Source organism: Ilumatobacter sp. (assembly GCF_965215205.1).
Taxonomy (GTDB): Bacteria; Actinomycetota; Acidimicrobiia; order Acidimicrobiales; family Ilumatobacteraceae; genus Ilumatobacter_A.
The window spans coordinates 3,952,595-3,976,936 of the sequence record NZ_OZ244049.1; the positions used below are offsets into that span (position 1 = coordinate 3,952,595).

20 protein-coding genes and 1 tRNA gene are annotated in these 24,342 nt (G+C 72.2%); 12 read left to right on the forward strand and 9 right to left on the reverse strand.

Annotated elements, in window-relative coordinates; all coding sequences use genetic code 11:
* Window positions 1–31 precede the first annotated feature (31 nt).
* The 3 genes from ACOOHC_RS18580 (at window position 32) to ACOOHC_RS18590 (ending at window position 3,311) form a co-directional block, all read left to right on the forward strand.
* The gene (locus ACOOHC_RS18580) at window positions 32–1,057 is read left to right on the forward strand and encodes an iron-containing redox enzyme family protein (protein ID WP_420451854.1); all 1,026 of its coding nucleotides are present in this window, start codon (window positions 32–34) and stop codon (window positions 1,055–1,057) included.
* Window positions 1,058–1,180: 123 nt separating this feature from the next.
* Window positions 1,181–1,675 (forward strand): metallophosphoesterase family protein, encoded by a 495-nt coding sequence (locus ACOOHC_RS18585; protein WP_420451855.1) that lies wholly within the window; start codon window positions 1,181–1,183, stop codon window positions 1,673–1,675.
* Between the two features lie 157 nt (window positions 1,676–1,832).
* On the forward strand, window positions 1,833–3,311 hold the full coding sequence (locus ACOOHC_RS18590; RefSeq protein WP_420451856.1) for a glycoside hydrolase family 130 protein: 1,479 nt from the start codon (window positions 1,833–1,835) through the stop codon (window positions 3,309–3,311).
* Here ACOOHC_RS18590 and ACOOHC_RS18595 read toward each other — a convergent pair.
* Together ACOOHC_RS18595 and ACOOHC_RS18600 are read right to left on the reverse strand one after the other, a co-directional pair.
* Window positions 3,292–4,332, reverse strand: a complete 1,041-nt coding sequence (locus ACOOHC_RS18595) for a glycosyltransferase (RefSeq protein ID WP_420451857.1) — start codon at window positions 4,330–4,332, stop codon at window positions 3,292–3,294. The genes ACOOHC_RS18590 and ACOOHC_RS18595 overlap by 20 nt on opposite strands.
* Entirely contained in the window at window positions 4,329–5,588 is a 1,260-nt protein-coding gene (locus tag ACOOHC_RS18600; RefSeq protein ID WP_420451858.1) for a glycosyltransferase, read from the reverse strand. The genes ACOOHC_RS18595 and ACOOHC_RS18600 overlap by 4 nt, the downstream gene beginning before the upstream one ends.
* Window positions 5,589–5,860: 272 nt before the next feature.
* Between ACOOHC_RS18600 and ACOOHC_RS18605 the strand changes: the two genes are divergently transcribed.
* The gene (locus ACOOHC_RS18605; protein ID WP_420451859.1) at window positions 5,861–6,871 is read left to right on the forward strand and encodes a glycosyltransferase family 4 protein; all 1,011 of its coding nucleotides are present in this window, start codon (window positions 5,861–5,863) and stop codon (window positions 6,869–6,871) included.
* 46 nt (window positions 6,872–6,917) lie between these two features.
* On the opposite strand, the gene ACOOHC_RS18610 is transcribed toward ACOOHC_RS18605, so the two are convergent.
* Window positions 6,918–7,001, reverse strand: a tRNA-Leu gene (locus ACOOHC_RS18610).
* A 212-nt stretch (window positions 7,002–7,213) separates the two neighbouring features.
* On the opposite strand from ACOOHC_RS18610, the gene ACOOHC_RS18615 reads away from it, so the two are divergent.
* The 6 genes from ACOOHC_RS18615 to pknB all read left to right on the forward strand — a co-directional run bounded on the left by ACOOHC_RS18615 (window position 7,214) and on the right by pknB (window position 15,309).
* A complete protein-coding gene (locus tag ACOOHC_RS18615) occupies window positions 7,214–7,873 on the forward strand; it encodes an FhaA domain-containing protein (RefSeq protein ID WP_420451860.1) in 660 nt (219 codons plus the stop codon).
* Window positions 7,874–7,895: 22 nt separating this feature from the next.
* Entirely contained in the window at window positions 7,896–8,396 is a 501-nt protein-coding gene (locus ACOOHC_RS18620; RefSeq protein WP_420451861.1) for an FHA domain-containing protein, read from the forward strand.
* 93 nt (window positions 8,397–8,489) lie between these two features.
* Window positions 8,490–10,091 (forward strand): protein phosphatase 2C domain-containing protein, encoded by a 1,602-nt coding sequence (locus ACOOHC_RS18625; RefSeq protein WP_420451862.1) that lies wholly within the window; start codon window positions 8,490–8,492, stop codon window positions 10,089–10,091.
* A complete protein-coding gene (locus ACOOHC_RS18630; protein ID WP_420451863.1) occupies window positions 10,088–11,554 on the forward strand; it encodes an FtsW/RodA/SpoVE family cell cycle protein in 1,467 nt (488 codons plus the stop codon). The genes ACOOHC_RS18625 and ACOOHC_RS18630 overlap by 4 nt, the downstream gene beginning before the upstream one ends.
* Complete coding sequence (locus ACOOHC_RS18635; protein ID WP_420451864.1) at window positions 11,551–13,053, forward strand: peptidoglycan D,D-transpeptidase FtsI family protein; 1,503 nt, start codon at window positions 11,551–11,553, stop codon at window positions 13,051–13,053. The genes ACOOHC_RS18630 and ACOOHC_RS18635 overlap by 4 nt, the downstream gene beginning before the upstream one ends.
* Before the next feature lie 120 nt (window positions 13,054–13,173).
* Window positions 13,174–15,309, forward strand: a complete 2,136-nt coding sequence (pknB, locus tag ACOOHC_RS18640) for a Stk1 family PASTA domain-containing Ser/Thr kinase (protein ID WP_420451865.1) — start codon at window positions 13,174–13,176, stop codon at window positions 15,307–15,309.
* Window positions 15,310–15,402: 93 nt separating this feature from the next.
* Here the strand turns inward: pknB and ACOOHC_RS18645 are convergent, their stop codons facing one another.
* Entirely contained in the window at window positions 15,403–16,002 is a 600-nt protein-coding gene (locus ACOOHC_RS18645; protein WP_420451866.1) for an anthranilate synthase component II, read from the reverse strand.
* A 68-nt stretch (window positions 16,003–16,070) separates the two neighbouring features.
* Between ACOOHC_RS18645 and ACOOHC_RS18650 the strand changes: the two genes are divergently transcribed.
* Window positions 16,071–16,397 (forward strand): cell division protein CrgA, encoded by a 327-nt coding sequence (locus ACOOHC_RS18650; protein ID WP_420451867.1) that lies wholly within the window; start codon window positions 16,071–16,073, stop codon window positions 16,395–16,397.
* Window positions 16,398–16,553: 156 nt separating this feature from the next.
* Here ACOOHC_RS18650 and ACOOHC_RS18655 read toward each other — a convergent pair whose 3' ends face one another.
* Together ACOOHC_RS18655 and ACOOHC_RS18660 are read right to left on the reverse strand one after the other, a co-directional pair.
* Window positions 16,554–16,823, reverse strand: a complete 270-nt coding sequence (locus ACOOHC_RS18655; protein WP_420451868.1) for a hypothetical protein — start codon at window positions 16,821–16,823, stop codon at window positions 16,554–16,556.
* 56 nt (window positions 16,824–16,879) lie between these two features.
* Window positions 16,880–18,058 carry a thiolase family protein gene (locus ACOOHC_RS18660; RefSeq protein WP_420453829.1) on the reverse strand — a complete coding sequence of 393 codons (1,179 nt, stop codon included), beginning with the start codon at window positions 18,056–18,058 and terminating at the stop codon, window positions 16,880–16,882.
* A 191-nt stretch (window positions 18,059–18,249) separates the two neighbouring features.
* Between ACOOHC_RS18660 and ACOOHC_RS18665 the strand changes: the two genes are divergently transcribed.
* The gene (locus ACOOHC_RS18665) at window positions 18,250–20,076 is read left to right on the forward strand and encodes an AMP-dependent synthetase/ligase (RefSeq protein ID WP_420451869.1); all 1,827 of its coding nucleotides are present in this window, start codon (window positions 18,250–18,252) and stop codon (window positions 20,074–20,076) included.
* Here ACOOHC_RS18665 and ACOOHC_RS18670 read toward each other — a convergent pair.
* From ACOOHC_RS18670 to lon, 3 genes are all read right to left on the reverse strand, one after another.
* The gene (locus ACOOHC_RS18670) at window positions 20,073–20,552 is read right to left on the reverse strand and encodes a MarR family winged helix-turn-helix transcriptional regulator (RefSeq protein ID WP_420451870.1); all 480 of its coding nucleotides are present in this window, start codon (window positions 20,550–20,552) and stop codon (window positions 20,073–20,075) included. The two genes, ACOOHC_RS18665 and ACOOHC_RS18670, sit on opposite strands and share 4 nt — an antisense overlap.
* Window positions 20,553–20,569: 17 nt before the next feature.
* Window positions 20,570–21,811, reverse strand: coding sequence for an aspartate aminotransferase family protein (locus ACOOHC_RS18675; RefSeq protein WP_420451871.1), 1,242 nt, complete (start codon window positions 21,809–21,811; stop codon window positions 20,570–20,572).
* A gap of 103 nt (window positions 21,812–21,914) precedes the next feature.
* Window positions 21,915–24,326 carry an endopeptidase La gene (gene lon, locus ACOOHC_RS18680; RefSeq protein WP_420451872.1) on the reverse strand — a complete coding sequence of 804 codons (2,412 nt, stop codon included), beginning with the start codon at window positions 24,324–24,326 and terminating at the stop codon, window positions 21,915–21,917.
* Window positions 24,327–24,342: the final 16 nt, after the last annotated feature.

Genomic DNA, 24,342 nt, shown 5'->3' on the forward strand with positions numbered 1-24,342 from the left:
CCCGACGCCGGGTGGTCGGATGTCACCCCCCGTGAGCGGCACCTCTCGCATCCGCGCAGCCCGGATCGGGTACTGGCCGGACATGAACGCACCCCTCCCGCACCCGGTCGGCCCGCTGTCGGCCGCGGTGATCGCGATGCTCACGAGCGACGGACCCGAGCGTGTGGCGCACCCGACCTCGAACGATGCCCTCGACCACGACGCCCAGCTGGCGCTGTTCGTGCTGAACGAGCTCTCGTTCGGCGGGTGGCCCGGTGTCGACGACTCGTGGGAGTGCCGCCCGGGAGCGCAGCGGTGGCGGCGCGTCCTGTCGGAGTGGTTCGAGTCGGCGCTGCGCGACTCGGTCACCGGGGTGCACGACGACCCGGTCGCCGAGGCCCGCCGTCTGCTCGACCTGAGCGGGCCGTCGGTCTCGGCGTTCCTCGAGCACGAGGGGACCGTCGGTCAGCTGGCGGAGTCGATGATCCTGCGTTCCCCGTACCAGGGCAAGGAGGCCGACCCGCACACGTTCGCGATCCCGCGCCTGCCGGGTGGGACGAAGCGGACGCTGATCGAGATCCAGACCGGCGAGTACGGGATCGGTCACGCCCGATCCCACGCGGAGCTGTTCGCCGACGCGATGGAGGGTCTCGGGTTGGATCCGACGCCGATGGCCCACGTCGACCGGTGCGACGGCGCGGCGCTCGCGACGTCGAACCTGGTGTCGCTCGGCGGTCTGCAACGGCGACTGCGCGGCGTCGTGCTCGGGCAGCTCTCGCTGTTCGAGATGGACTCGGTGTCGCCGAACGGGCGGATGCTCACGGCGTGCGAGCGGCTGGGCCTGGGTGACGACGTGTCGCGCTTCTTCCAGATCCACGTGTGGGCCGACGTCGAGCACGAGGAGATGGCCGAGCGCCAGTTCCTCGCGACGTACCCGTCCGTCGAGCCCGACCAGGTCACGAACCTGCTGCTCGGGATGCGCGCCCAGTCGTACGTCGACCGCCGCCTCGCCGGCGCCGTGGTCCCGCGCTGGCGGCGAGGCGTCTCGGCGCTCGCGTCGCACCCCCTCGCCGCGTGATGATGGGGGCCGCGACTCACGTTCGCGACGGGCCTCTCGACGAAGCGCCCCCGGAGATCGACCCCCGACCCCGACCCCGACCGTCGTGACGCGCCGGAGCGCGAGCGGGGGCACGCCGACGAGGTGCGGATCCTCGTGGTCGCCGACACCCACCTGAGCGCCGATCGGGCCTCCGACATCGTCGACATCGTCGGGCGCGAGCGGCTCGAGGCGGCGGACGTGATCCTGCACGCCGGTGACGTCGTCGACGCCCAGGTGCTCGCCGAGCTGGAGGCGTTCGCCCCGATCCACGCCGTCGACGGCAACAACGACCGCGACCTCGACGTTCCCACCGAGCTCACGGTCGAGCTCGGCCCGATCCGGGTGGCGATGATCCACGACAGCGGGCCGTCGGCCGGCCGAGGTCCCCGCCTGGCACGCCGGTTCCCCGACGCGGACGTGGTCGTGTTCGGCCACTCCCACCTCCCGTGGAACGAGGTCCACGAGGCCGACGGCCGGACGCAGCGCCACCTCAACCCGGGTTCGCCGACCCAGCGCCGCCGCGCCCCGACGAAGACGATCGCGTGGATCGACGTCGCACCCGACGGTTCGATCACCTGCACCCACGACGACGTCTGACCCCGCGGGGCGAGGAAGCACCTCGGCGAGCGCCTCGCCCTGTCCGGTGCCTCCCACCCCGCTGCGGGGAGCACCCGCTACCGTGGCCACGATCCTCGTCGACGTGACGGGACCCGATCGACGAGCCAGGCGGGGGATGACGATGGGACCGCTGCGGATGACACGGCAGGACGGGGTGCACCTCGTGCCCGATCCCTCCCGGGTGATCACCAAGCCGTTCGTCCCGAACGACGAGCCCGACGCAAGCGGTTCGTCGCGGCTCGGCGTCGTCCTCGCACGGGTCATGGCGATGTCCGACGACGAGGTCGCCTCCGCGCTCGCCGAGACCCGCTCCGACTTCGCCGACCGCCACCGCGACTTCGACGACGTGCTGGCCCGCCACCACGCGCTGGTCGCGACCCGCCCGGCGGCTCGTGGAGCGCTCGACGCCCCGACCTCGGCCGAGCGACGGCTGCTCTTGGGGGCGTACTGCACCCACGAGTACTCCGTCGAGGCCGCCGCCCTCGGCAACCCGTCGATCGTCGCCGCACCCGACCAGTCCGACGTCGAGGACGGGTCGCTGCGCGTCGTCATCAGCCTGCGCGCGATCGGGGAGGGGCACCTGTCGTCGATCGAGTTCCGCACCGGGGTCGTCGGCGCCGACGGCTCCCTCGAGCTCGATCCCGTGAGCCCGTACGCGGAGACCGGGGTGCGCGCTCCGCACGACTACGACAAGCGGTTCTTCACCACCAAGCTCGGCGAGGTCGAGATGCTCAACGACGTCGAGGAGCGCGTGCTCGCCCGCCTCGACGACCGCTTCACGATGGAGGAGCTCGAGGGCGCGATCGCCTCCCTGGACGACGACGGCATCGAGCGGACCATCTCAGGCGAGACCACCCGCTTCCTCCACCTGTTGGCGTCGTCGAACTACCGCGTGTCGTTCCCGCCGACGCGACCCCTCTCCGAGAGGGTCCTGTTCCCGTCCGGACCGACCGAGAGCCGGGGGATGGAGGACGCCCGCTTCGTCCGCTTCGTCGACGACGACGGATCGGCGCGCTACCTCGCGACCTACACCGCGTTCGACGGTCACAAGATCCTGCCGCAGCTGATCGAGACCCTCGACTTCACCGACTTCCGCATCCGGACGCTGACGGGCGCGGCAGCGAGCAACAAGGGCATCGCGATCTTCCCGCGCCGGATCGACGGACGCTTCGTCGCCCTCGGGCGGCAGGACAACACGAACAACTTCGTGATGCGCTCCGACGAGCTGCGCTCCTGGAGCGAGGCGACCCTGATCCAGGAACCGAAGCGGCCCTGGGAGCTGGTCCAGCTGGGCAACTGCGGCTCACCGGTGGAGACCGAGGCCGGGTGGCTGGTGATCACCCACGGCGTCGGGCCGATGCGGCGCTACACCCTCGGTGCGCTCCTGCTCGACCTCGACGACCCGACGCGGGTGCTCGGCCACCTGCGCGAACCGCTGCTGGCACCGACCGACGACGAGCGGGAGGGCTACGTGCCGAACGTCGTCTACTCGTGCGGCAGCCTGATCCACGGCGACCACCTCGTCGTCCCCTACGGGTTCGCGGACGTCGGCGCCCGGATCGCGACGATCCGGGTCGACGAGGTGCTCGACCGGCTCAGCCACCCGGAGCGGTGAGCCGGACCTCCTCCGAGCGCTCGTCGGTCGGACGCGGGCCGTGCTGCATCGTCGAGATCAGCGCGAGCGTCGACTCGGCCCCCTGGTTGAGGTTGGGCCCGTTCGGGGTGAGGCCGTCGTAGCCGCCGTGGGTCACGGGGTCCCACATCACCGCCGAGAGGTCGTTGCGGCCCTCGAACCACCCGATCGCCAGCTCGACGCCACCTCGCCACGCGCCGTCGCCGGTGACGACGTGGGCGCGGTGGCACGCGTCGGCGAGCGCCGCGACCTCGATCGGCTGCTGGTCGAAGCGGGGCACGTCGTCGCCCGGTCCGGCTCCGCCCACGGGGGTCGGCGACAGGTGGCCGTCGAGCGTCTCGCGCTCGAGCAGCCAGGCGAGCAGGGCGAGGCCGTCGTCGACGACCTCGGGACGGTCCAGCGCGTGCCCGGCCGCGACGAGGGCATCGGCGAGCGCGGCGTTCGCGTACGACAGGCGCGGCTCGGGCCACGGCCAGCTCGCGTCGTGCGACGGACGTCCGATCACGTCGACCGCGTCGGTCAGCAGGTCGAGCGCCGAGCGCCGTCGGGGGTCGACGGCGAGGACCTCGGCGGCGCCGAGCGACGCGAACGCCATCGCCCTGCGGTGCGGCGATCGCTGCGTCGCGCCGCGGTCGAAGTACGACAGCGCGGTCGACCGTGCGGATTCGTCGGCGGCGCCTCCGGCCGCCGTGCCGAACGCCCACAGGCTGCGGCCCCAGCAGTCCTCGACGCCGCGCCGCCCGTGCCACCGACCGTTCACGCCTCGGCGGTTGCGGACACGGCCGGTGACGCCCTGCGCGTCGGTCAGGAAGCGCAGCGCGAGGTGGCGCAGATCGCGCACCGCCTGGCTCCGGTCTCCCTCGCGGACGGCCACGATCAGCAGGCGGGCGACGTCGTCGGTGCAGTAGCCGTGCTCGGGTCGCGGCGTGGCGTGCTCGGCGTGCTCGAACATGCCGTGGCGGTCGCACATGGTCAGGACGTGACCGAACGAGGGAAGGGTCACGATGCGGCCCGTCGACGTGCGGCGACCTCGTCGGCGAGCGCGAGGTGGCGTCGGGCCACCGCACCCCAGGCGAGATCGGGCGCCAGCCGCCGCGCCTCCGCCGCCATCGAGGCGGCGAGGTCGTCGTCGGTCAGCACGGAGCGGATCGCGGCGCCCAGCGCGTCGGGGTCGCGCTGGCCGACGACGATCCCGGCCCCGCCCGTCAGCAGCTCGACCGCGTGGGGGAACGCCGTCGACACCACGGGGCGACCGGCCGCGACGGCGTCGACGAGGACGCCGGAGGTGACCTGATCGCGCGAGTCGTACGGGAGCACGACGAGGTCGGCGGAGCGGATGAGGTCGGTGAGCGACGCGAGGTCGCGGTAGGTGTCGTCGGCGACGACGTCCACCCCGGCGGCCTCCGCCCGCTCGAGGAGCATCTCGCGGTACTCCTCGCCGTCGCGCTCGGCGACCTTCGGGTGGGTGGCTCCGGCCACGACGTAGACCGGTCGCGGATCGAGGTCCGCGAGGCCGGCGATCGCGTCGATCGCCCACTCGATCCCCTTGCCGGGACCGAGCAGGCCCCAGGTCAGCAGCCGAGGTCGGCGGGCGGGCTGCGACCCGGTCGCTGCCTCGTGCGCGGTCCCGGTCGAATCGGCGGGCTCGCCGCCGGTCGCCGCCGCGGACCCGGGATCGGACGCGCCACCACGGCCCGGTGACACGGCGAGCGCCGGCGGGGTCGCCGCTCCGTGGGGGATCACCCGCACGGCGTCGATGTCGACGTCGTAGCCGTCGCGCAGGCGATCGCGCGCCGTCTCGGTCATCACGACCACGGCGTCGGCGGCCGCGCAGACCCGCTCGAGCACGCGTCGCTGGTTCGGCATCGGCTCGGTGAGGACGGTGTGGGCGACGACGACGATCGGCGCCGCGATGGTGTCGAGCAGCTCGACGACGGCCTCGCCGTCGGTGCCGTCGTAGATCCCGTACTCGTGCTGGACGATCACCACGTCGCTCGCGTCGAGGACGGCGATCGCTCGGCTCCGACCCCGGTCGGCCGGGTCGGACAGGGAGGCGAGGACGATCGGGTCGTCGTCGTCGGGGGCCGCCTCGCACCGCACGATCGAGACCGACGCCCCGACGTCGGCGAGGGCGCGCGAGAGCGCCGCCGAGAACGTCGCGATGCCGCACGACGTCGGGGCGAAGGTCGTGACGATCGCGATGGACGGGGCGCCGGGACGGCCCGCAGGGGTGGTTCGAGCTGGTTCCGGGTGGTGCACGGTCAGTCCTCCTCGCTCGGCTCGGCCGAGTGGTCGGGCCCGTCCCGGACTGACCGCCTCTCGTCCGGTCCGAGCGGATCGCACTCACCTGAGGGGCGTGGACTCAACGTATAGGCGCAGATCGGATCGCGTCGGCGACAGGTCGTGATCCGTGCGCGGAACCTCTCGGTCCCGGGGCGTTCGGGTGCGTGCAGCACCGGTCCCGGGGCGTTCGGTAGCCTGCGGGGATCGAGATCCGACCCGACGGCGTTCCCACCGGCGATCGCCGTCGCGTGGCGGTGCTCGCACCGATCGCCTGGCGCACCCCGCCGATCCACTACGGCCCGTGGGAGCAGTTCGCCTCCCTGCTCGCCGACGGTCTCGTCGCCGCCGGTCACGACGTCACGCTGTTCGCGACGGCCGACTCGCGGACGTCGGCGGCGTTGCACGCCACCTCGCCCGGCGGCTGGTCCGACGATCCGGCGATCGATCCGAAGGTGGCCGAGTGCCTCCACATCGCATCGGTCTTCGAACGAGCCGACGAGTTCGACGTGATCCACAACGGCTTCGACTTCCTCCCGCTCACGTACAGCGATCTGGTCGGCACGCCGGTCGTCACCACCGTCCACGGCTTCTCGAGCGAGCTGATCGTGCCGGTGTACGAGCGCTACGACGACACGACCGCGCTGGTGTCGATCAGCGACTCCGACCGCCACCCGCGGCTCGACTACGTCGCGACGGTGCACCACGGCATCGACACCGATGCGTTCGGCCTCACCGACGCTCCGGGTGAGCACCTGCTGTACTTCGGCCGGATCCACCCCGACAAGGGCACCGCCCACGCGATCGAGGTGGCCCGCCGGACCGGTCGTCGCCTCGACATCTGCGGGATCGTGCAGGACGAGGACTACTTCCGGCGCGAGGTCGAGCCCCACGTCGACGACGTGAGCGTCCGCTACCTGGGCGCGGTCACCGCCGAGGATCGCTCGGCCGTGCTCGGCGGCGCGCACGCCCTGCTGCACCTGATCGACTTCGACGAGCCGTTCGGCTACAGCGTGGTGGAGGCGATGGCGTGCGGCACCCCGGTGATCGCGACGTCGCGCGGGTCGATGCCCGAGATCGTCGACGACGGTACCACCGGTGCGCTGGTCACCTCCCTCGACGAGGCGGTCGAGGCGGTGGCCTCCGTCGGCCGCCTCGACCGCTCGACGATCCGCTCCACGGCGGTCGAGCGCTTCGACGTCGCCCGCATGATCCGCGAGTACGTCGCCGTCTACGACGCCCTCCTCGCAAGATCGACCTGACCCCCGACGCGAACGAACCCCCCGCCGTGCGAGGGGCTCGCCACAGTGCGCGAGGGGGGACTTGAACCCCCACGTCCGTTAGGACACTGGCACCTGAAGCCAGCGCGTCTGCCAATTCCGCCACTCGCGCGAGTGGATCACGAACGCTAGCGCCACCCCGTCCCGTTGCCCACAGCCCGACCCACCACGCGTCCCCCTGCACTCGAGTGCAACTGGCGTCCGAGTACCTCTGGCGTCTGACGCGAACGACACTCGAGTACCTCTGGCGTCTGACGGGAACGGTACTTGCGGGCGGGGTGGCGGGGGGTGGTGGGGAGGGGTCAGTAGCCTGGTCAGCCAGCTATGGGATTGCAGTCACTGGAGCGCCGTCTGGAGCGTATGGTCGAGGGCGTGTTCCGTCGTTCCCGCGGGTCGATCCGACCCATCGAGCTCGGCCGTCGGCTCGTCCGGGAGATGGACGACAACCGCACGGTCGACGTCAAGGGCCGCCGGATGGTCCCGAACGACTTCACGATCATGCTCAGCCCGGCCGACCTCACCGGGTTCGACGACATCGAGGCCGCGCTCACCACCGAGCTCGAGGAAGCAGCCCGCGAGTACGCCCGTGAGGAGGCGTACCACTTCATCGGACCCGTGAACGTCGCGCTCGAGGTCGACAACGACCTGCGCACCGGCCGTTTCGGGATCGTCTCCCAGCTCAAGCAGTCGCCCAGCGGGATCGGCGCCGGCTCGGTCGTGCTCCCCTCCGGTGAGCGCATCAGCCTCGGCGAGCACGTCAGCACGGTCGGCCGGCTCCCCGAGAGCGACGTGACCATCGAGGACGGCAACGTCAGCCGTGAGCACGCCACCATCTCCCCCGGCCCCAACGGCTACGTCGTCGCCGACCTCGGGTCCACCAACGGCACGCTCGTCAACGGGGTGCGCATCACCGGCGCCCACCGACTCGCGGACGGCGACATCGTCAGCTTCGGTTCGACCCACGTCCGCTTCGAGGCATCGTGACCCAGCGCTGCGGCGCCGCGACATGAGCGACCAGGTCCTCAACATCTTGAAGCTCGGCCTGCTCGGGCTGATCTACCTGTTCTTCGCGCGCGTCCTGTGGGCCGTGTGGAGCGAGGTCCGCCCGACCCGCGTCGTCGTGCGGGACCGGTCGCCGATCGATCAGCCGCGAGCGGTCCCGACACCGCAGCCCACCCCGGCCCGCGGCGCCCGTCGGCGTCCGCAGACGTCGGCGCGCGCCGAGCGGCTGATGGTCCTCGAGCCCGCCCACCGCCGCGGCACCACCGTCGCGCTCGACCGCGAGATCACCCTCGGGCGCGGCGCCGAGTGCACCATCTCGATCCAGGACGACGCCTTCGTCTCCACCCTCCACCTGCGCGTCTACGACTACGACGGCCAGCCGATGGTCGAGGACCTCGGCTCGACCAACGGCACCTTCCACAACGGCGGCAAGCTGCGCGGCACCAAGCTCCTCCAGCCCGGCGACCGCATCCAGGTCGGCACCACCGTCATCGAGGCCCAGTGACCGCCGCCGCCCTCACCACCGCCCTGCGGCGCGCCCCCGCCGGCGACGACGCACGAGCAGAGGTGTGCGCGATCGCGGGCACCGGAGCGCACCGTGGCTGAGCTCGCCTGGGGCGCGAGCACCCACCCCGGACAGATCCGGCCCGACAACGAGGACGACCTCCACGCCTCCCACGGCGTCTACGTCGTCGCCGACGGGATGGGCGGCCACGAGGCCGGCGAGGTCGCCAGCGCGCTCGCCGTCGAGCGCATCCGCGAGGCGCTGACCGACGACGGCGACGGCGCCCCCACCGCCGAGCGCGTCGTCGACGCCATCACGCGCGCCAACGGCGACATCTTCCGCGCTGCGATCGCGACCCCCGCTCAGGCCGGGATGGGCACGACCGTCACCGTCATCGCCGTCGTCGCCGACCCGATGGCCGGGCGCGGCGAGCCCAACATCGACGACAACGACCCGGTCGAGAAGGCTCCCGACGGGTCCCCGCGCGTCACCCCGGTCGTGCCCCGCGAGCAGCCCGAGGCGCTCGTGCTGGCGAACGTCGGCGACTCGCGCACCTACCTCTACCGCCACGGTCGGCTGCGCCGTGCCACCGTCGACCACAGCTACGTCCAGGAGCTCGTGACGACCGGGCACATCACCGACGACGAGGCGCGCACCCACCCGCGACGCAACATCATCACCCGCGCGCTGGGCATCGAGCCCGACGTGAAGGTCGACTGGTGGACGCTCCCGCTCGTGCGCGGCGACCGGTTCCTGCTGTGCAGCGACGGCCTGGTCGACGAGGTCGACGACGTCGCGATCGCCGCGACCCTCGAGGGAGAGTCCGACCCGCAGGCGGCCGTCGACTCGCTCATCGAGCAGGCGAACACGGCGGGCGGGCGCGACAACGTGACGATCATCGTGCTCGACGTCCTCGACGGCGACGATCCGCCGGACCCCACCCAGGAGCTCGACGTCGTGCCCACCTGGGCCGGCGAGGGCGACCCCGACGACCCGGCCATCGGCGCGGGCGCCGAGGTCGACAGCGATCCGATCGCGGCCGACGCACGCTCCGACGGCTCCGCGAGCGACGGCGGCGGACGTCGACGGCGACGGTTCCGACGACGGCGCGGCGGCCGGCGCCGCACCACCGTGTCGGGAGGCGCCGGTGACGTCGCCGCGGCCGGCGCGGTCGCGACGGCGGGATCCCACGACGTCTCCACGCCCCTCCGCGACCGGATCTCGGACGGCTCGATCGATCCGTCGGGCCCCGGAGCGACGGAGTCCACGACCGACGGCGCCGGGGACGACGGCGACGACGCGACATCCGACGACGCTCGACGGCCCACGCTCGTGCGTGCGATCGCCGCGTTCGTCGTGCTCGCCCTCCTCGTCGCCGGGTTCGTCGCCCTCGCCGCGTGGGCGCGCCGGGGCTACTTCGTCGACTTCGACGACGACGACCAGGTCGTCGTCTACCAGGGCCGCCCCGGCGGGCTGCTGTGGTTCGACCCCACGGCGCAGACCGCCGGCGGCCTCGATCGCGACGAGCTGTCCGGCGACGCCGCCGAGGCCGTCGAGGACCGCCCGACGTTCGACAGCGTCGCGGACGCGACGCTCTTCGTGCGCGAGCTCGACCGCATCGGCGCGGACCCGACCGAGGCCGATCCCGACCTCCCGACGACGGCGCCACCGTCGCCGTCCACGTCGGCTCCATGACCGGGACGCTCGAGTCGGATCTCGAGCCCGACCGGCTGTCGCGCCGCGACCGCAAGGCGCTCGCCCCGCTCGCCTACCGCCGCCGCAACGCCGAGCTGACCCTGATCGTGATGGTCGCCGTCGTCACCGCGTCGGCGTACATCGTCGCCTCGCTGGGCACCAACGCCGAGATCCCCGCCGGCTTCGTCGTGTTCGTCGGCTTCCTCCTCGGGCTGCTGCTCGCCGCCCACCTCGTCGTGCGCAAGGTCGCCCGCGGGGCGGACTCGACCCTGCTCCCCCTCGCCGCGCTGCTCCACGGCGTCGGGTTCGTGATGATCACCCGCCTCGACGAGCGCCTCGCCGGTCTGCAGTCGGTGTGGAGCCTGGTCGCGATCCTCACCTTCATCGCCACCCTCCTCGTCGTCCAGCGGATCGGCGACCTCGCCCGCTACCGCTGGCTGCTGTTCTTCGGCGGCGCCGGCGCCCTGCTGCTCCCGCTCGTCCCCGGCATCGGCACCAACATCGGCGGAGCGCGGATCTGGGTGAGCGTCGGACCGATCAACTTCCAGCCCGGCGAGTTCGCCAAGGTCGCGCTCGCCGTCTTCTTCGCCGCGTACCTCGCCGACAACCGCGAGCTGATCGCGGCGCGCACCTGGAAGGTCGGCCCGGTCCGTCTCCCCGAGCCGCGCTTCATCCTCCCGGTCGCGGTCGCCTGGGGCTTCGCCGTGGTCGTCATGGTCGGCGAGCGCGACCTCGGTTCGTCGCTGCTGTTCTTCACCCTGTTCGTGGTGATGATCTGGGTCGCGACCGAGCGCGTGGCCTACCTGCTGCTCGGGGTCCTGCTCTTCGCCGGGGCCGCGTACTTCTCCTGGACGCGGTTCTCCCACGTGCAGACCCGCGTCGACATCTGGATCGACCCGTGGTCCGACTCGCTCGATCGCGGCTACCAGATCGTGCAATCGCTGTTCGGCCTCGCCGACGGAGGGATCACCGGCACCGGCCTCGGCCGGGGCGACCCGAACCAGGTGCCCGAGGCGCAGAACGACTTCATCTTCGCCTCGATCGGCGAGGAGCTCGGCCTGATCGGCGCGACCGCGATCCTGATGTCGTACCTGCTGCTGGTCGGCGCTGGCCTGCGCACCGCGCTGCGGACCGATCGCGACTTCGAGAAGCTGCTCGCCGTCGGCCTCACGACGATCGTCGGCGTGCAGGCCTTCATCATCGTCGGTGGGGTCATCAAGGTCGTCCCCCTCACCGGGATCACCCTCCCGTTCGTGAGCTACGGCGGATCGTCGCTGGTGTCCAACTACATCCTGCTCGCGCTGCTGATGCGGGTCTCGGACTCCTCGGCGCGCCGCCTCGGTGAGATGCCCGACGAGCCGACCACCGGCGAGCGGTGGACCGCGTGGCGGCTCCGCCGGGGGATCAAGCGCGACCTCAAGCGCGACGCACGGCGCGAGAAGAGCCGCGGGGCGGCTGCGTGAACCGGCAGATCCGCCAGCTCGCGGGCGGGCTCATGCTCTGCTACGTCGTGCTGTTCGCGACCCTCAACTACTGGCAGGTCGGCCAGGAGGAGCAGCTCAACGCGAACCTCGAGAACACCCGGGCCGTGCGTCGCGAGTTCGACAAGCCCCGCGGGCCGATCGTCACCGCCGACGGGGTCGTCGTCGCCGAGTCCGTCGACACCACCGACCCCGACGCCGCGTTCGACCGCGTCCGCAGATACCCGACCGGGAGCCTGTTCTCCGACGTCACCGGTTACTTCACCCTCAGCTTCGGCTCCACCCAGGTCGAGCGCGAGTACGGCGACGTGCTGACCGGGGAGACGGCCGAGCAGCAGGTGCGTGCGCTCGGCGACCTGCTGTCGGGGGAGGTCGACAACTCCGGGACGGTGCAGCTCACCCTCCGCCACGACCTCCAGCAGGTGGCGCGCTTCGCGCTCGGCGGCCAGACCGGCTCGGTCGTCGTGATCGACGTGCGGACCGGGGCCGTCGAGGCGATGTTCTCGAACCCCGCCTACGACCCGTCGACCTTCGTCGGGCAGCCCTTCGACGAGGCGCAGGCGGCGATCGTCGCGCTGCAGGACGCTCCGGGCAACCCCCTCCTCGCCGGCGGCTACCAGGAGCGGTTCATGCCCGGCTCGACGTTCAAGGTGATCACCACCGGCATCGGCCTCGAGGCCGGGGTGCTCGACGTGGGCCGCGAGTTCGCCCGCGAGAGCGAGTGGGTCCCCCCGCAGACCGACGACCCGATCGAGAACTACCGCGGCTCGGTGTGCGGCGGAGCCCTCCCGGAGGTGTTCCGGCGGAGCTGCAACATCCCCTTCGCACAGACCGCGGTGGAGCTCGGGCCGCAGCGGATGGAGGCGGGGCTGCGGGAGTGGGGCATCGGCGAGGCCCTGCCGATCCCCCTGCCCCGGCCGGCGGCGAGCACGTTCGGCGACACCGATGACCTCGACCAGCGCCTCCCCCTGCTCGCGATCCGCGGGTTCGGGCAGAACGAGGTCCAGATGGTCCCGCTGCACATGGCGATGGTCGCGGCCACGGTCGCCAACGGGGGGCGGATGATGGTGCCGCACGTGGTCGATCGGACGCTCGACCACCAGGGGCGCACCCTCGTCGAGACCGACCCCGAGGTGTGGAAGGAGCCGATCTCGGCCTCGACCGCCGCGCTGATGACCGAGCTGATGACGGGGGTGACCGAGGGCGAGGGCGGCACGGCGGCGAGCGTCTCGCTCGACGGCGGGGTGCGCTTCGCGGCGAAGACCGGCACGGCCGAGCTCGGCCTCATCGGCGACCCCGACCGCGTCCACGCGTGGATGATCGCGTTCGCCCCGCTCGAGCAGCCGCGCTACGCGGTGGCGGCGGTGCTGACCGACCTGACGTCCACCCAGGCCGACGCCGCGACCGGCGGCCGCGTCGCCGGGCCGGTGGTCAAGTCCGTGCTCGACTTCCTGCTCACCGGCCCCGGTGCCGGACCCTGAGCACCACCCCCTGGGGCTCCGTGCGCCGTCGGGTGGGCGTGACACGGTGAGGGCGACGGGTCGACGATGGCCGATATCCTCGTGCGACGGTTCGCGCAGCGGGCCGGGAGCTTCTGAACAGTGACGAACCACACCGACGCCACGGTCATCAACGACCGATACGAGGTGCACAAGCGCATCGGTCGCGGCGGCATGGCCGATGTCTTCTCGGCCCGTGACCTGCTCCTCGACCGCCAGGTCGCGATCAAGGTGCTGTTCCCCGAGTTCGCGACCGACGACAACTTCGTCGAGCGGTTCCGGCGCGAGGCGCAGTCGGCCGCGAACCTGAGCCACCCCAACATCGTCAACGTCTACGACTGGGGCAAGTACGAGGGCACCTACTTCATCGCGATGGAGGAGGTCCAGGGCCGCACCCTCGCCGACATCCTCTCGACGAACGGTCCGCTCACCTCCAAGCAGGCGACCGAGATCGCGAGCGAGGTCGCCGGGGCCCTGGGCTTCGCCCACGAGAAGGGCACCGCCCACCGCGACATCAAGCCGGCGAACATCCTGATCGGCACCAACGGGCAGGTGAAGGTCGCCGACTTCGGGATCGCACGGGCGATGAACGCGCCCACCGAGGCGAACCTCACCCAGGTCGGCTCGGTGATGGGGACCGCGACCTACTTCTCCCCCGAGCAGGCCCAGGGAGCCCAGCCCGACCCGCGCAGCGACCTGTACTCGCTCGGCATCGTGATGTACGAGATGGTGGCCGGCCGCGCCCCGTTCACCGGCGACAACCCCGTCAGCATCGCCTACAAGCAGGTCCACGACGCGCCGCGCCCCCTCGTCCAGATCGTGGCCGACGTGCCCAAGGGCTACGAGGCGATGGTCGCCAAGCTGCTCGCCAAGGACCCCAAGGTCCGCTACCCGAGCGCCACCGCGCTGCGCGACGACCTGCGGCGGTTCAAGAACGGCGAGCCCGTCCAGGCGCTCGTCGCGGCGGCGAACCAGCGCAACGGGGCCGACGGCGCCCCGGCGACGACGGCGATGGCGGCCGCCACGGCGGCCACCGCGCCGCCGCGCCGCGCCCAGTCGTCGGGGGTGCCCTCGTCGGGGATGTACGAGGCCGGGTACCCGACCGGCGCGTCGGCCGAGGCCGCCTACTACGACACGAGCGGGTCGCGCACCGGCTGGTACGCGCTCGTCGCGTTCATCGCGCTGGTCGGCCTGGTGGTCGGCGGCGTCCTGCTGTACCAGTCGCTCGCGGGCGAGGAGGCGAGCGCCGAGCCGACCACGTTCGTCCTCGACGACTACTCGGGCACCGAGCTGTCGGTCGTCAGCGCCGAGCTGCTCGAGCGCGGCCTGGACTACGTCCCGGTCGCCGAGCCGAACGCGTCGGTCCCGCCCGGCTTCGTCCACCGCACCGACCCGATCGCCGGCGCCGTCGTCCTCGAGAACCAGACGATCCAGGTCTTCTACAACCCCGACGAGCAGCTGCGCAACGTCCCCCAGGTGATCGGGCTGCAGGTCGACGCCGCGCGCGACCTGCTCACCTCGCTCGGGTTCCGCGTCGGCGCCGAGATCCCCGACGACACCAGCGACCGTCCGGAGGGCCAGGTGCTGGCGAGCGAGCCCGAGGCCGGCACCGCCGTCCCGCAGGACACGGTCGTGAGCCTCACGATCGCTGCGCCCAGCACCGCGATCGCGGTGCCCGGCGTCGTCAGCTTCACCGAGGACCAGGCCATCGAGCTGCTGTCGGGGCCGCCCTACGAGTTCTCCGTGTCGGTCGAGCGGGCGACCAACGAGACCGTGCCCGAGGGCCAGGTCGTCTCGGTCGACCCCGCCCGCGGCGACCTGGTCGAACGTGGCGGGCCGGTGACGATCACCGTGTCGAGCGGACCGGCGCCGGTGACGATGCCGGTGGTCGAGGGCGACACCCAGGGCAACGCGACGAACAAGCTGCGCGGCCTCGGCCTGGTGGTCGAGGTCGAGTTCAGCGAGGTCGACCCCGGGAGCCGGGACGACGGCCGGGTGCGCACCCAGGACCCCGGCGCGGGGACCCAGGTCGAGCGGGGAGCGACGGTGACGATCGTGGTCGGGCGGGCGACGACGACCGTGCCACCGCCCCCGCCACCTCCGCCCCCGCCTCCGAGCACGGCTGCGCCCACCACGGCGGCGCCGACGACCGCGGCGCCGACCACGGCCCGCCCGACCACCGTCGCGCCGTCGACCGCGCCGCCGACGACCGCGCCGCCGACGACGGCCGCGCCCTGACCGGGCGGGCGAGCGACCACGAGCGACGACGGGCGGCGGCCCGAGACACGGGCACACCTGCGTGCGACGGCCGGCTCTCCGACCCGCTCGACGTCAGCTCGCGGGCGCGGCGGCGGGAGCGAGCCGGGCGAGCCAGGTCCGCATCAGGTCGTGCCCGGCGTCGGTGAGGATGCTCTCGGGGTGGAACTGGACGCCCTCGACGTCGAGCTCGCGGTGGCGCACCCCCATCACGACGCCGTCGCCGGGTGACCGAGCCGTGACCTCGAGCACGTCGGGGATGGAGTCGGGGTCGAGCGTCAGCGAGTGGTAGCGCGTCGCCGTCAGCGGGGACGGCGTCCCGGCGAAGATCCCGCCGCCCGAGTGCTCGATCGTCGACGTCTTGCCGTGCATCAGCGCGGGCGCGCCCACGACGCGCGCGCCGTAGACGTGGCCGATCGCCTGGTGCCCGAGGCACACCCCGAGCACCGGCACCGAGCGGTGCGCGAACGCCTCGACGGCGGCGCAGATGATCCCGCTGCCCTCCGGACGTCCCGGGCCCGGCGACAGCAGCACCCCGTCGGGCTCGAGCGCGCACGCCTCGTCGACGGTGACGGCGTCGTTGCGGACGACGATCGGTTCGGCACCGAGCTCGCCGAGGTACTGGACGAGGTTGTAGACGAAGCTGTCGTAGGAATCGATGACGAGGACCCGCACGACCCCAGTGTGGCGCATCGGGACCTCGGTCACCCCCGCGGTTCGCCATCACCTACACTCTCGAACCGATGGCACCCCCGAAGCGAAAGACCGGCGGCGGACGCGTCACCCCGAAGGGCACGCGCCCGGGTGAGCGGGCCGCGGGGCCGTCGTCGTCGAGCGACGAGCCCGCGTCGCGGACCTCGCCGGCTGCCTCGTCTCGCTACACCCCGCGCCGGAGCCGTCGCCAGCTCGTGCCCCCCAACTGGATCCCGGTGATCATGCTCGTGCTCCTCGTCGGCGGCGGGCTCGTGATCATGGCCCGCTACCTCGTGTGGAGCTCGTCGAACATCCCGACCCTGATCGGTCTGGCGATGATCATGGGCGGCCTGTTCGCCGCCACCAAGTGGGAGTAGGCGTGGGAGGACGCGCCCGACGCGACCGTCGGGGCGAGACGACCGGCACGGCGTGTCCGACCCTCGTCCACACACCTTGTCCACAGAATGTGGATCATCGCCGAGGGCGCATCACCGCCCGCGCACGGTGAGCGGCGCGTCGCGCGGCGACCGCCCTCAGTCGTAGAGCGGAGCGACCTCGGTCATCTCCTCCAGGCAGTGCTTCGGCGGCGGCGGGTCCTCGTCGGGCGCCATCGTCATCCGGAGCTCGACGCCGCACACGTCGCAGCGGAAGTTGCGCTTCACCTTGCGCAGCTCACCCGACGGAGGGGGGTCGGGCGGGAGCTGGGTGAAGCTCCGCAGCATCCCGATCCCGGTCTTCCACACGAGCCACCCGAGCAGGAGCCCCGAGCCCACCCAGATCACGGTGGAGAACTCGGGGAGCACACCTCGATCCTATCGACGCGGCGTCACGTGCCCGCTCGCGCCGGCCGGTCGCGGGCTCACTGCGTGCAGCGCTCGATCACCAGGGCGTTGGCCATCCCCCCGCCCTCGCACATGACCTGCAGGCCGTAGCGCCCCTCGATCCGCTCGAGCTCGTTGACCAGCGTCGCGAGCAGCCGCGCCCCCGAGGCGCCCAGCGGGTGCCCGAGCGCGATCGCTCCGCCGTTCACGTTCACCCGCTCGATCAGCTCGGGGTCGTCGGGGCCGAGCTCGCGGAGCCACGCGAGGACCGCCGCCGAGAACGCCTCGTTCACCTCGAAGCGGTCGATGTCGTCCATCGCCAACCCGGCGCGCTCGAGCACCCGCCGGGTGGCCGGGATGTTCGCGGTCAGCATCAGCTGGGGGTCGTCACCGACGACCGCGAACTCGACGAAGCGCGCCCGGGGCCGCACACCGAGCTCGCGCGCCCGCTCCGCCGACATGATCAGCGCGGTCGCCGCGCCGTCGGTGATCTGCGACGAGTTGCCCGCCGTGCAGCGACCGTCGGCCTGCCGGAACGCCGGCGGCAGCTCGGCCAGCGCGTCGAGCGAGGTCTCGCGCACCCCGCCGTCGGTGGTCACGGGTCGGCCGTCCTCGTCGGTGACCGCGACGATCTCGGCGTCGAAGCGCCCCGTACGCATCGCGCGCATCGCGCGGGTCTGGCTGCGCAGCCCGAACTCGTCGAGCTCGGAGCGATCGAACCCCCACCGCTCGGCGATCCGCTCGGCCGACTCGCCCTGGGGCACGAGGCCGCCGGAGTCGGCGTAGCGGGCGCTGACGCTGGGACCGAACGGGAAGCCGTAGCGACCATCCGCGGTGGTCGCACCCATCGGGATGCGGGTCATCACCTCGACGCCCGACGCGATCACGACGTCGTACGCGCCCGACATGACCCCCTGGGCCGCGAAGTGCACGGCCTGCTGGCTCGATCCGCACTGGCGGTCGACGGTGGTGCCCGGCACCGTGTCGGGCCATCCCGCCGCGAGCACCGCGTTGCGGGCGATGTTCGTCCCCTGCTCGCCGACCTGCATGACGCAACCCATGATCACGTCGTCGACGACGTCGGGCGAGATGCCCGCCCGCTCGACGACCGCCGTCAGGGTCGAGGCGACCAGGTCGACCGGGTGCCAGTGCGCCAGCGAACCCGATCGGCGACCGAACGGGGTCCGGATCGCGTCGACGACGACCGCGTCGCGCATGGGTCGCTGCATCCTGGCCGCCTCGCTGCTCGTCGTCACGGATCCCCCGATCCCGTCCGGCCAGTCTGGACGCGAGCTCCCCCCGCCGACAAACCGGGCCGCGCCGGACGCCGTCGGCCGAGTCCGCGGTCCACGGCCGACCCCCGGTGGTGATGCGGAGCCCCACGGGGCAGCGCGCGAAGATGTGACCCATGACGGGGCTCCGCGAGATCACATCCATCGACGACATCGACCGGGCGGTCTCGGGCCAGACGGTCCCGAAGCGGTTCTGCACGACGGTGGCCGACCACCCGACCGCGCCGGCGCTGCACGCGATGGACGGCGACGGCGGATGGGTCGACACGACCTTCGCCGAGTACGCCGACAAGGTCGCCCACGCCGCTGCCGGTCTGCGCGCGGCCGGCCTCGACGCCGGTGACCGGATGCTGATCATGATGCGCAACATCCCGGACTTCCACTGGTTCGACACCGCCGCGCAGTTCCTGCGCGCCACACCGGTCAGCATCTACAACTCCTCGTCCGCCGACGAGATCCGGTACCTGTCCGGTCACGCCGAGGCCGAGATCGCCGTCCTCGAGGACGAGCACTTCCTCGGCGAGGTGCTGAAGGTCCGCGACGACCTGCCGAACCTGGAGAGGATCTTCGTGCTGCACCCGCCGGAGGGCGACCTCCCCGACGGCGTGTTCCCGGCGAGCGAGCTGTTCGAACACGGCGAGGTCGACCTCGACGAGCTGGCCGCGGCGACCGAGCCCGACGACCTCGCCACGTTGATCTACACCTCGGGGACCACCGGCCCGCCGAAGGGCGTGATGATCAGCCAGTACAACGTCGTGTACGCGATCGAGATCCTCCGCTCGTCGATGGAGCGCACCTTCGACGAGTTCGTCGGCCTGACCACCGTCTCCTACCTGCCGATGGCGCACATCGCGGAGCGGGCGATGAGCCACTACTCGGCCGCGATCCTCGGCTACGACGTCCACTGCTGCCCCGACCCCGCCGAGCTCAGCGCCTACCTCAGGGAGGTGCACCCGCAGATCCTGTTCGGGGTGCCGCGCGTGTGGGAGAAGCTGCACTCGGGCGTCAACGCGGCGCTGGGCGCCGACCCGGAGAGGAAGCAGAAGTTCGACGAGGCCGTCGATGCCGCGAAGAAGATCCACGACGATGCGTTCGGGCGCGACCTCACCGACGAGGAGCGCCAGACGCTCGACTTCCTCGACGAGGTCGCGTTCGCGAACGTGCGCGGGCTCGTCGGCCTCGACGAGCTGCGCGTCGGGGTCACCGGCGCGGCGCCGATCCCGTCGTCCATCCTCGAGTGGTTCCACGCGATCGGCGTCAACCTGACCGAGATCTACGGGATGTCGGAGTCCACCGGCCCGCTCACCTGGTCACCCGAGCGCAACAAGGTCGGCTCGGTCGGCCGGGCGTGCAACGGCATGGAGGTGCGGATCGCGGACGACGGAGAGCTCGTGTGCCGGGGCGGCAACGTGTTCGAGGGCTACCGCGGCCAACCCGACAAGACCGACGAGACGATCGTCGACGGGTGGCTGCACACCGGTGACATCGCCGAGGTGGACGACGAGGGGTACTACCGCATCGTCGACCGCAAGAAGGAGCTGATCATCACCGCCGGCGGCAAGAACATCAGCCCCGCGAACCTCGAGGCCGAGCTCAAGACGATCGACCTGATCGGCCAGGCCGCCGCGATCGGCGACGGGCGCAAGTTCGTCTCCGCGATCCTCGTGCTCGACCCCGAGGCCGCCCCGATGTGGGCCGAGGCGAACGGCAAGGGCGAGATGTCGCTCACCGAGCTCGCCGAGGACCCCGACGTGATCGCCGAGGTCCAGAGCGGGGTCGACACCGCGAACGAGAAGTTCGCCCGGGTCGAGCAGATCAAGAGGTTCACCCTCGTCGGCGAGGAGTGGGTCCCCGACTCCGACATGCTCACCCCGACCTCCAAGCTCAAGCGGCGCGGCGTCGACGAGCACTACCACGACGACATCGAGGCGATGTACGCCTAGGCGCCGGTCGCCTCCCCGCCCCCTCGGGACGTCGGCGTCGATCGGTCGTCGAACATCGAGATCACGCGTCGCAACGCCGCGACGTCGTCGTCGTCCAGCCGGGCGGCGAACGTGTCCTGCACCGCCCGCCGGTAGCTGGTGTTCATCTCCCGCCACAGTCGACGGCCCGACCGGGTGAGCTCGACCTCGACGGCGCGACGGTCGGGGATCACGTGGCGGTGCCGCGCCACCCACCCCTCCTCCTCCAACCGGTCGAGGCGTCGGCTGATGCTCGACGCCGGCAGCCGCAGCTCCTCGGAGAGGTCGTGGGGGCGGGCGGAGCCCCCGAGGCGCTGCAGCGTCGTCAGCACGTCGAACCAGGCGATCGAGATGTCCCAGTGGGCGCGCAGCTCGTCGTCGATGCGGCGCTCCACCTCGCGCACGACCGCCTGCAGGTCGCGCCAGGCCCCCACCCGGACGTTGTCGAGTCGGGGCACGCGACCGGTCCCGATCGTCAGCCGGTCGCCCGGATCGCGGCGGCGAACGCCGTCGTCGCCTCGGAGATCTCCTCCGCGGTGACGACCAGCGGAGGGCTCCACCGGATGGTGCGGTTGCGCGTCCCCGCGACCATCAGGATCAGGTCGCTCTCGCGCAGGCAGTGATCGACGACGGCGACGGCCCGTTCGGAGGAGTCGAACTCGGTGGCGACCATCAGCCCCCGCCCGCGCACGTGCGCGAGCGCCTGGTCGAGCTGCTGCATCTCGCGCAGCGAGTCGATCAGCTGGTCGCCGCGCGCCTTCACGTTGTCGAGGAACCCGGGGCTGGTCAGCACCTCGATCGTCGCGAGGGCGGCCGCGCACCCGATCGGGTTGCCGTTCGACGAGCCGCTGTGGCTCCCCGGCCGCCACCGGTCGTCGATCTCGCGCCGGGTGCCGAGCGCAGCGAACGGGAACCCCGACGCGAGCCCCTTGGCCATGCACACGATGTCGGGCTCGACGTCGAGCGCGTCGACCGCGAACATCCGCCCCGTGCGACCGAAGCCGCTCTGCGTCTCGTCGGCGACGAACATGATCCCGTGCTCGCGGCAGCGCGCCGCGAGGCCCGCGATGAAGTCCGGCGGGGTGGGGATGTAGCCGCGCTCGCCGATCACCGGCTCGATCACGATCGCCGCGACCTCGGACGGCTCGACCTGGGTGGCGAACATCCGGTCGAGGGCCCACAGCGCCCGGCTCACCTCGGCCTCCTGGTCGGACGCGTGCGGTCCGGGGAAGGCGGAGATGAACACCCCGGCCGGCAGCGGGCCGTAGCCGTCGCGGTCGATCGAGCGGCTCGACGACATCGCCAGCGTGTAGTGGGTCCGACCGTGGAACGCACCGTCGAACACCACCACGTTGCGGCGACCGGTGGCGTGCTTGGCGAGCTTGACCGCGGACTCGAGCACCTCCTCGCTGGTGCTGCCGAAGTAGAAGGTGTCGATCCCGGCGGGGGTGATCTCGGCCAGCTTCGACGCGAGGACCGCGAGCTTGTCGTGGCGGTAGACGTTGATCTGGCTGTGGATGATCCTCGCCGCCTGATCGGCGATCGCCTGGACGACGCGGGGGTGCGAGAAGCCGGTCGACGCGGCTGCGATCCCCCCGGTGAAGTCGAGGTACTCGTGGCCGTGGACGTCGATCACGCGGCACCCGACGCCGCGCTCGACCTGGATGTCGGTGACCTGCGACCAGACGCCCGACAGGTGTGCTCCAGCTCCGGTCATCGCACGAGCCTACGCACACCGGCCCCACCCGTCGGTCGTCCCCCTCCCGGTCCGCTCCGACCCGACCCGACGCCGACCCGGCGCGAGCGGACGCGGGCGGGGGTCAGGCGAAGGCCACGGCCATCACGTCCGCGTAGTCGGCGGCGAGGTGGAACGTCATCGCGTCGCGGACGTCGTCGGGGACGTCGTCGAGATCCGGGCCGTTGCGCTTCGGCAGCACGACCTCGGTCAGACCCATCCGGTGCGCGGCGAGCACCTTCTGCTTCACCCCGCCGATCGGCAGCACCTGGCCCTGGAGCGTGATCTCGCCGGTCATCCCGACCTCGGAGCGCACCGGCCGATCGGTCAGCAGCGAGACCAGCGCCGTCGTCATCGTGATCCCGGCCGAGGGCCCGTCCTTCGGCACGGCGCCGGCGGGGACGTGGACGTGGAAGCGACGACGCAGCGCCGACTCGTCGAGGCCGAGCGCGTCCGCGTGGCTGCGCACGTAGTTCAGCGCGATCTGCGCCGACTCCTTCATCACGTCGCCGAGCTGGCCGGTGAGGGTCAGGCCGGGTTCGGCGTCGGGCCCGGTCGGGAACGCGGTGGTCTCGACGAACAGCACGTCGCCGCCCGCGCCGGTCACGGCGAGGCCCGTCGCGACGCCCGCCGCCGCCGTCCGCTCGGGGATCTCGTCGTCGACCTTCGGCCGGCCCAACCGGTCGTCGAGCTCGTCACGATCGATGGTCACGGGGGTGGTCGTGCCGGTCGCGACCTCGGCGGTGACCTTGCGCACCAGCCGTGCGAGCTCGCGCTCGAGCGAGCGCACCCCGGCCTCACGCGTCCACCCGCGCACGATCGCGGCGATCACGTCGTCGCCGACGACGAGCTCGCCGTCGGTGAGACCGGCCCGCTCGATCTGGCGCGGCAGAAGGTACGTGCGCGCGATGTGCACCTTCTCGTCCTCGGTGTAGCCGTCGAGGCGGATCAGATCCATCCGGTCGAGCAGGGGGCCGGGGATCGTGTCGGCGACGTTGGCCGTCGCGATGAACACGACGTCGGACAGGTCGAGGTCGACCTCGAGGTAGTGGTCACGGAAGGTGTGGTTCTGCGCCGGATCGAGGACCTCGAGCAGGGCGGCGGTCGGATCGCCCGACCAGCCGCCCGCGGTCAGCTTGTCGATCTCGTCGAGCAGCACGACGGGGTTCATCGTCCCGGCCTCCTGGATCGCCTTCACGATCCGACCGGGCTGGGAGCCGACGTAGGTCCGGCGATGGCCACGGATCTCCGCCTCGTCGCGCACGCCCCCCAGCGCGACGCGCACGAACTCGCGACCCATCGCTCGGGCGATGGACTCGCCGAGCGACGTCTTGCCGACCCCGGGCGGACCGATCAGGGTGACGACCGAGCCGTCGCCGCGCCGCGCGTCGTCGGACACGTCGAGACCTCGGTCGTGGCGCAGCTTGCGGGCGGCGAGGAACTCGACGATGCGGTCCTTGACGTCGTCGAGTCCGTGGTGGTCCGCGTCGAGGATCCCCTGCGCCGCGGCGAGGTCGAGGGTGTCGTCGCTGCGGCGCCCCCACGGCGTCTCGAAGATCCGGTCCAGCCACGTGCGCACCCACGAGTGCTCCGGTGACTGCGCGCTCATCCGTTCGAAGCGGTCGATCTCCTTCGCGACGGAGGCGAGCACCCCGGCGGGGGCGTCGAGCGTCGCGAGGCGTGCGCGGTAGTCGTCGGTGACGTCGTCGTCGCCCTCACCGAGCTCCTTGCGGATCGCGGCGAGCTGCTGGCGGAGCAGGAACTCACGCTGCTGGCGGTCCATCCCCTCGCTGACGTCGTTGCGGATCGTCTCGGCGACCTGCAGCTCGTTGAGGTGGGAGCGCGCCCAGGAACGCAGCGCGTCGACCCGGTCGCCCACGTCGACGGCCTGCAGCACGCGGAGGCGGTCCTCGTCGCCGAACTCGGCCCACAGGGCGACCGCGTCGGCGAGGTCGCCGGGGGCGGTGACGCTGCGCAGCAGCTGGGGCAGACGTCGCGAGCCGCGCAGCGGCGCGATCAGCTCGAGGGTGGCGCGCAGCTCGCGCGTCGCCGCCTCGACCCGCGGCGAGACCGGCGGGTCCACGATCGGCTCCACGAGCGCGAACCGGACCCCGGCGGGATCGTCCGGTCGGGACCCGTCGGCGGCCTCACCGCGCGGCGGCGCACCGATCCCGTCGGCGGACTCGGGATCCGACACGATGCGCGCCCGACGCTCGGCCTGGACGATCGCCGCGATCTCCCCGCCGGGGAGGTCGGCCACGTTCGGGACCCGGGCGATCACGGCGAGCTCGCGCTCGGCGCCCCCGGTGAGCGCGATGCGACCACGGGTGCCGGCGATCGCCGCGTCGATCGCGCCGCGGATCTCGTCGGTGAGCACGGTCAGGGTGATCGTGGCGCCGGGGAGGACGGTGCTCGGCAGGTGGGCGAGGGGCAGGCGCAGGCGGGTGTCGAGGGTCGAGGTGTCGAGGGTCGAGGTGGAGCCGGACTCGTCGGTCATGCCTCACATGCTATGG

What these genes read in the sequence shown, in the direction of transcription:
- ACOOHC_RS18590 (WP_420451856.1), top strand. Translation starts at nt 1,833, where the DNA reads ATGACACGGCAGGACGGGGTGCACCTCGTGCCCGATCCCTCCCGGGTG.
- ACOOHC_RS18615 (WP_420451860.1), top strand. Translation starts at nt 7,214, where the DNA reads ATGGGATTGCAGTCACTGGAGCGCCGTCTGGAGCGTATGGTCGAGGGC.
- ACOOHC_RS18620 (WP_420451861.1), top strand. Translation starts at nt 7,896, where the DNA reads ATGAGCGACCAGGTCCTCAACATCTTGAAGCTCGGCCTGCTCGGGCTG.
- ACOOHC_RS18630 (WP_420451863.1), top strand. Translation starts at nt 10,088, where the DNA reads ATGACCGGGACGCTCGAGTCGGATCTCGAGCCCGACCGGCTGTCGCGC.
- ACOOHC_RS18650 (WP_420451867.1), top strand. Translation starts at nt 16,071, where the DNA reads ATGGCACCCCCGAAGCGAAAGACCGGCGGCGGACGCGTCACCCCGAAG.
- ACOOHC_RS18660 (WP_420453829.1), bottom strand. Translation starts at nt 18,058, where the DNA reads ATGCGCGACGCGGTCGTCGTCGACGCGATCCGGACCCCGTTCGGTCGC.
- ACOOHC_RS18665 (WP_420451869.1), top strand. Translation starts at nt 18,250, where the DNA reads ATGACGGGGCTCCGCGAGATCACATCCATCGACGACATCGACCGGGCG.
- ACOOHC_RS18675 (WP_420451871.1), bottom strand. Translation starts at nt 21,811, where the DNA reads ATGACCGGAGCTGGAGCACACCTGTCGGGCGTCTGGTCGCAGGTCACC.
- lon (WP_420451872.1), bottom strand. Translation starts at nt 24,326, where the DNA reads ATGACCGACGAGTCCGGCTCCACCTCGACCCTCGACACCTCGACCCTC.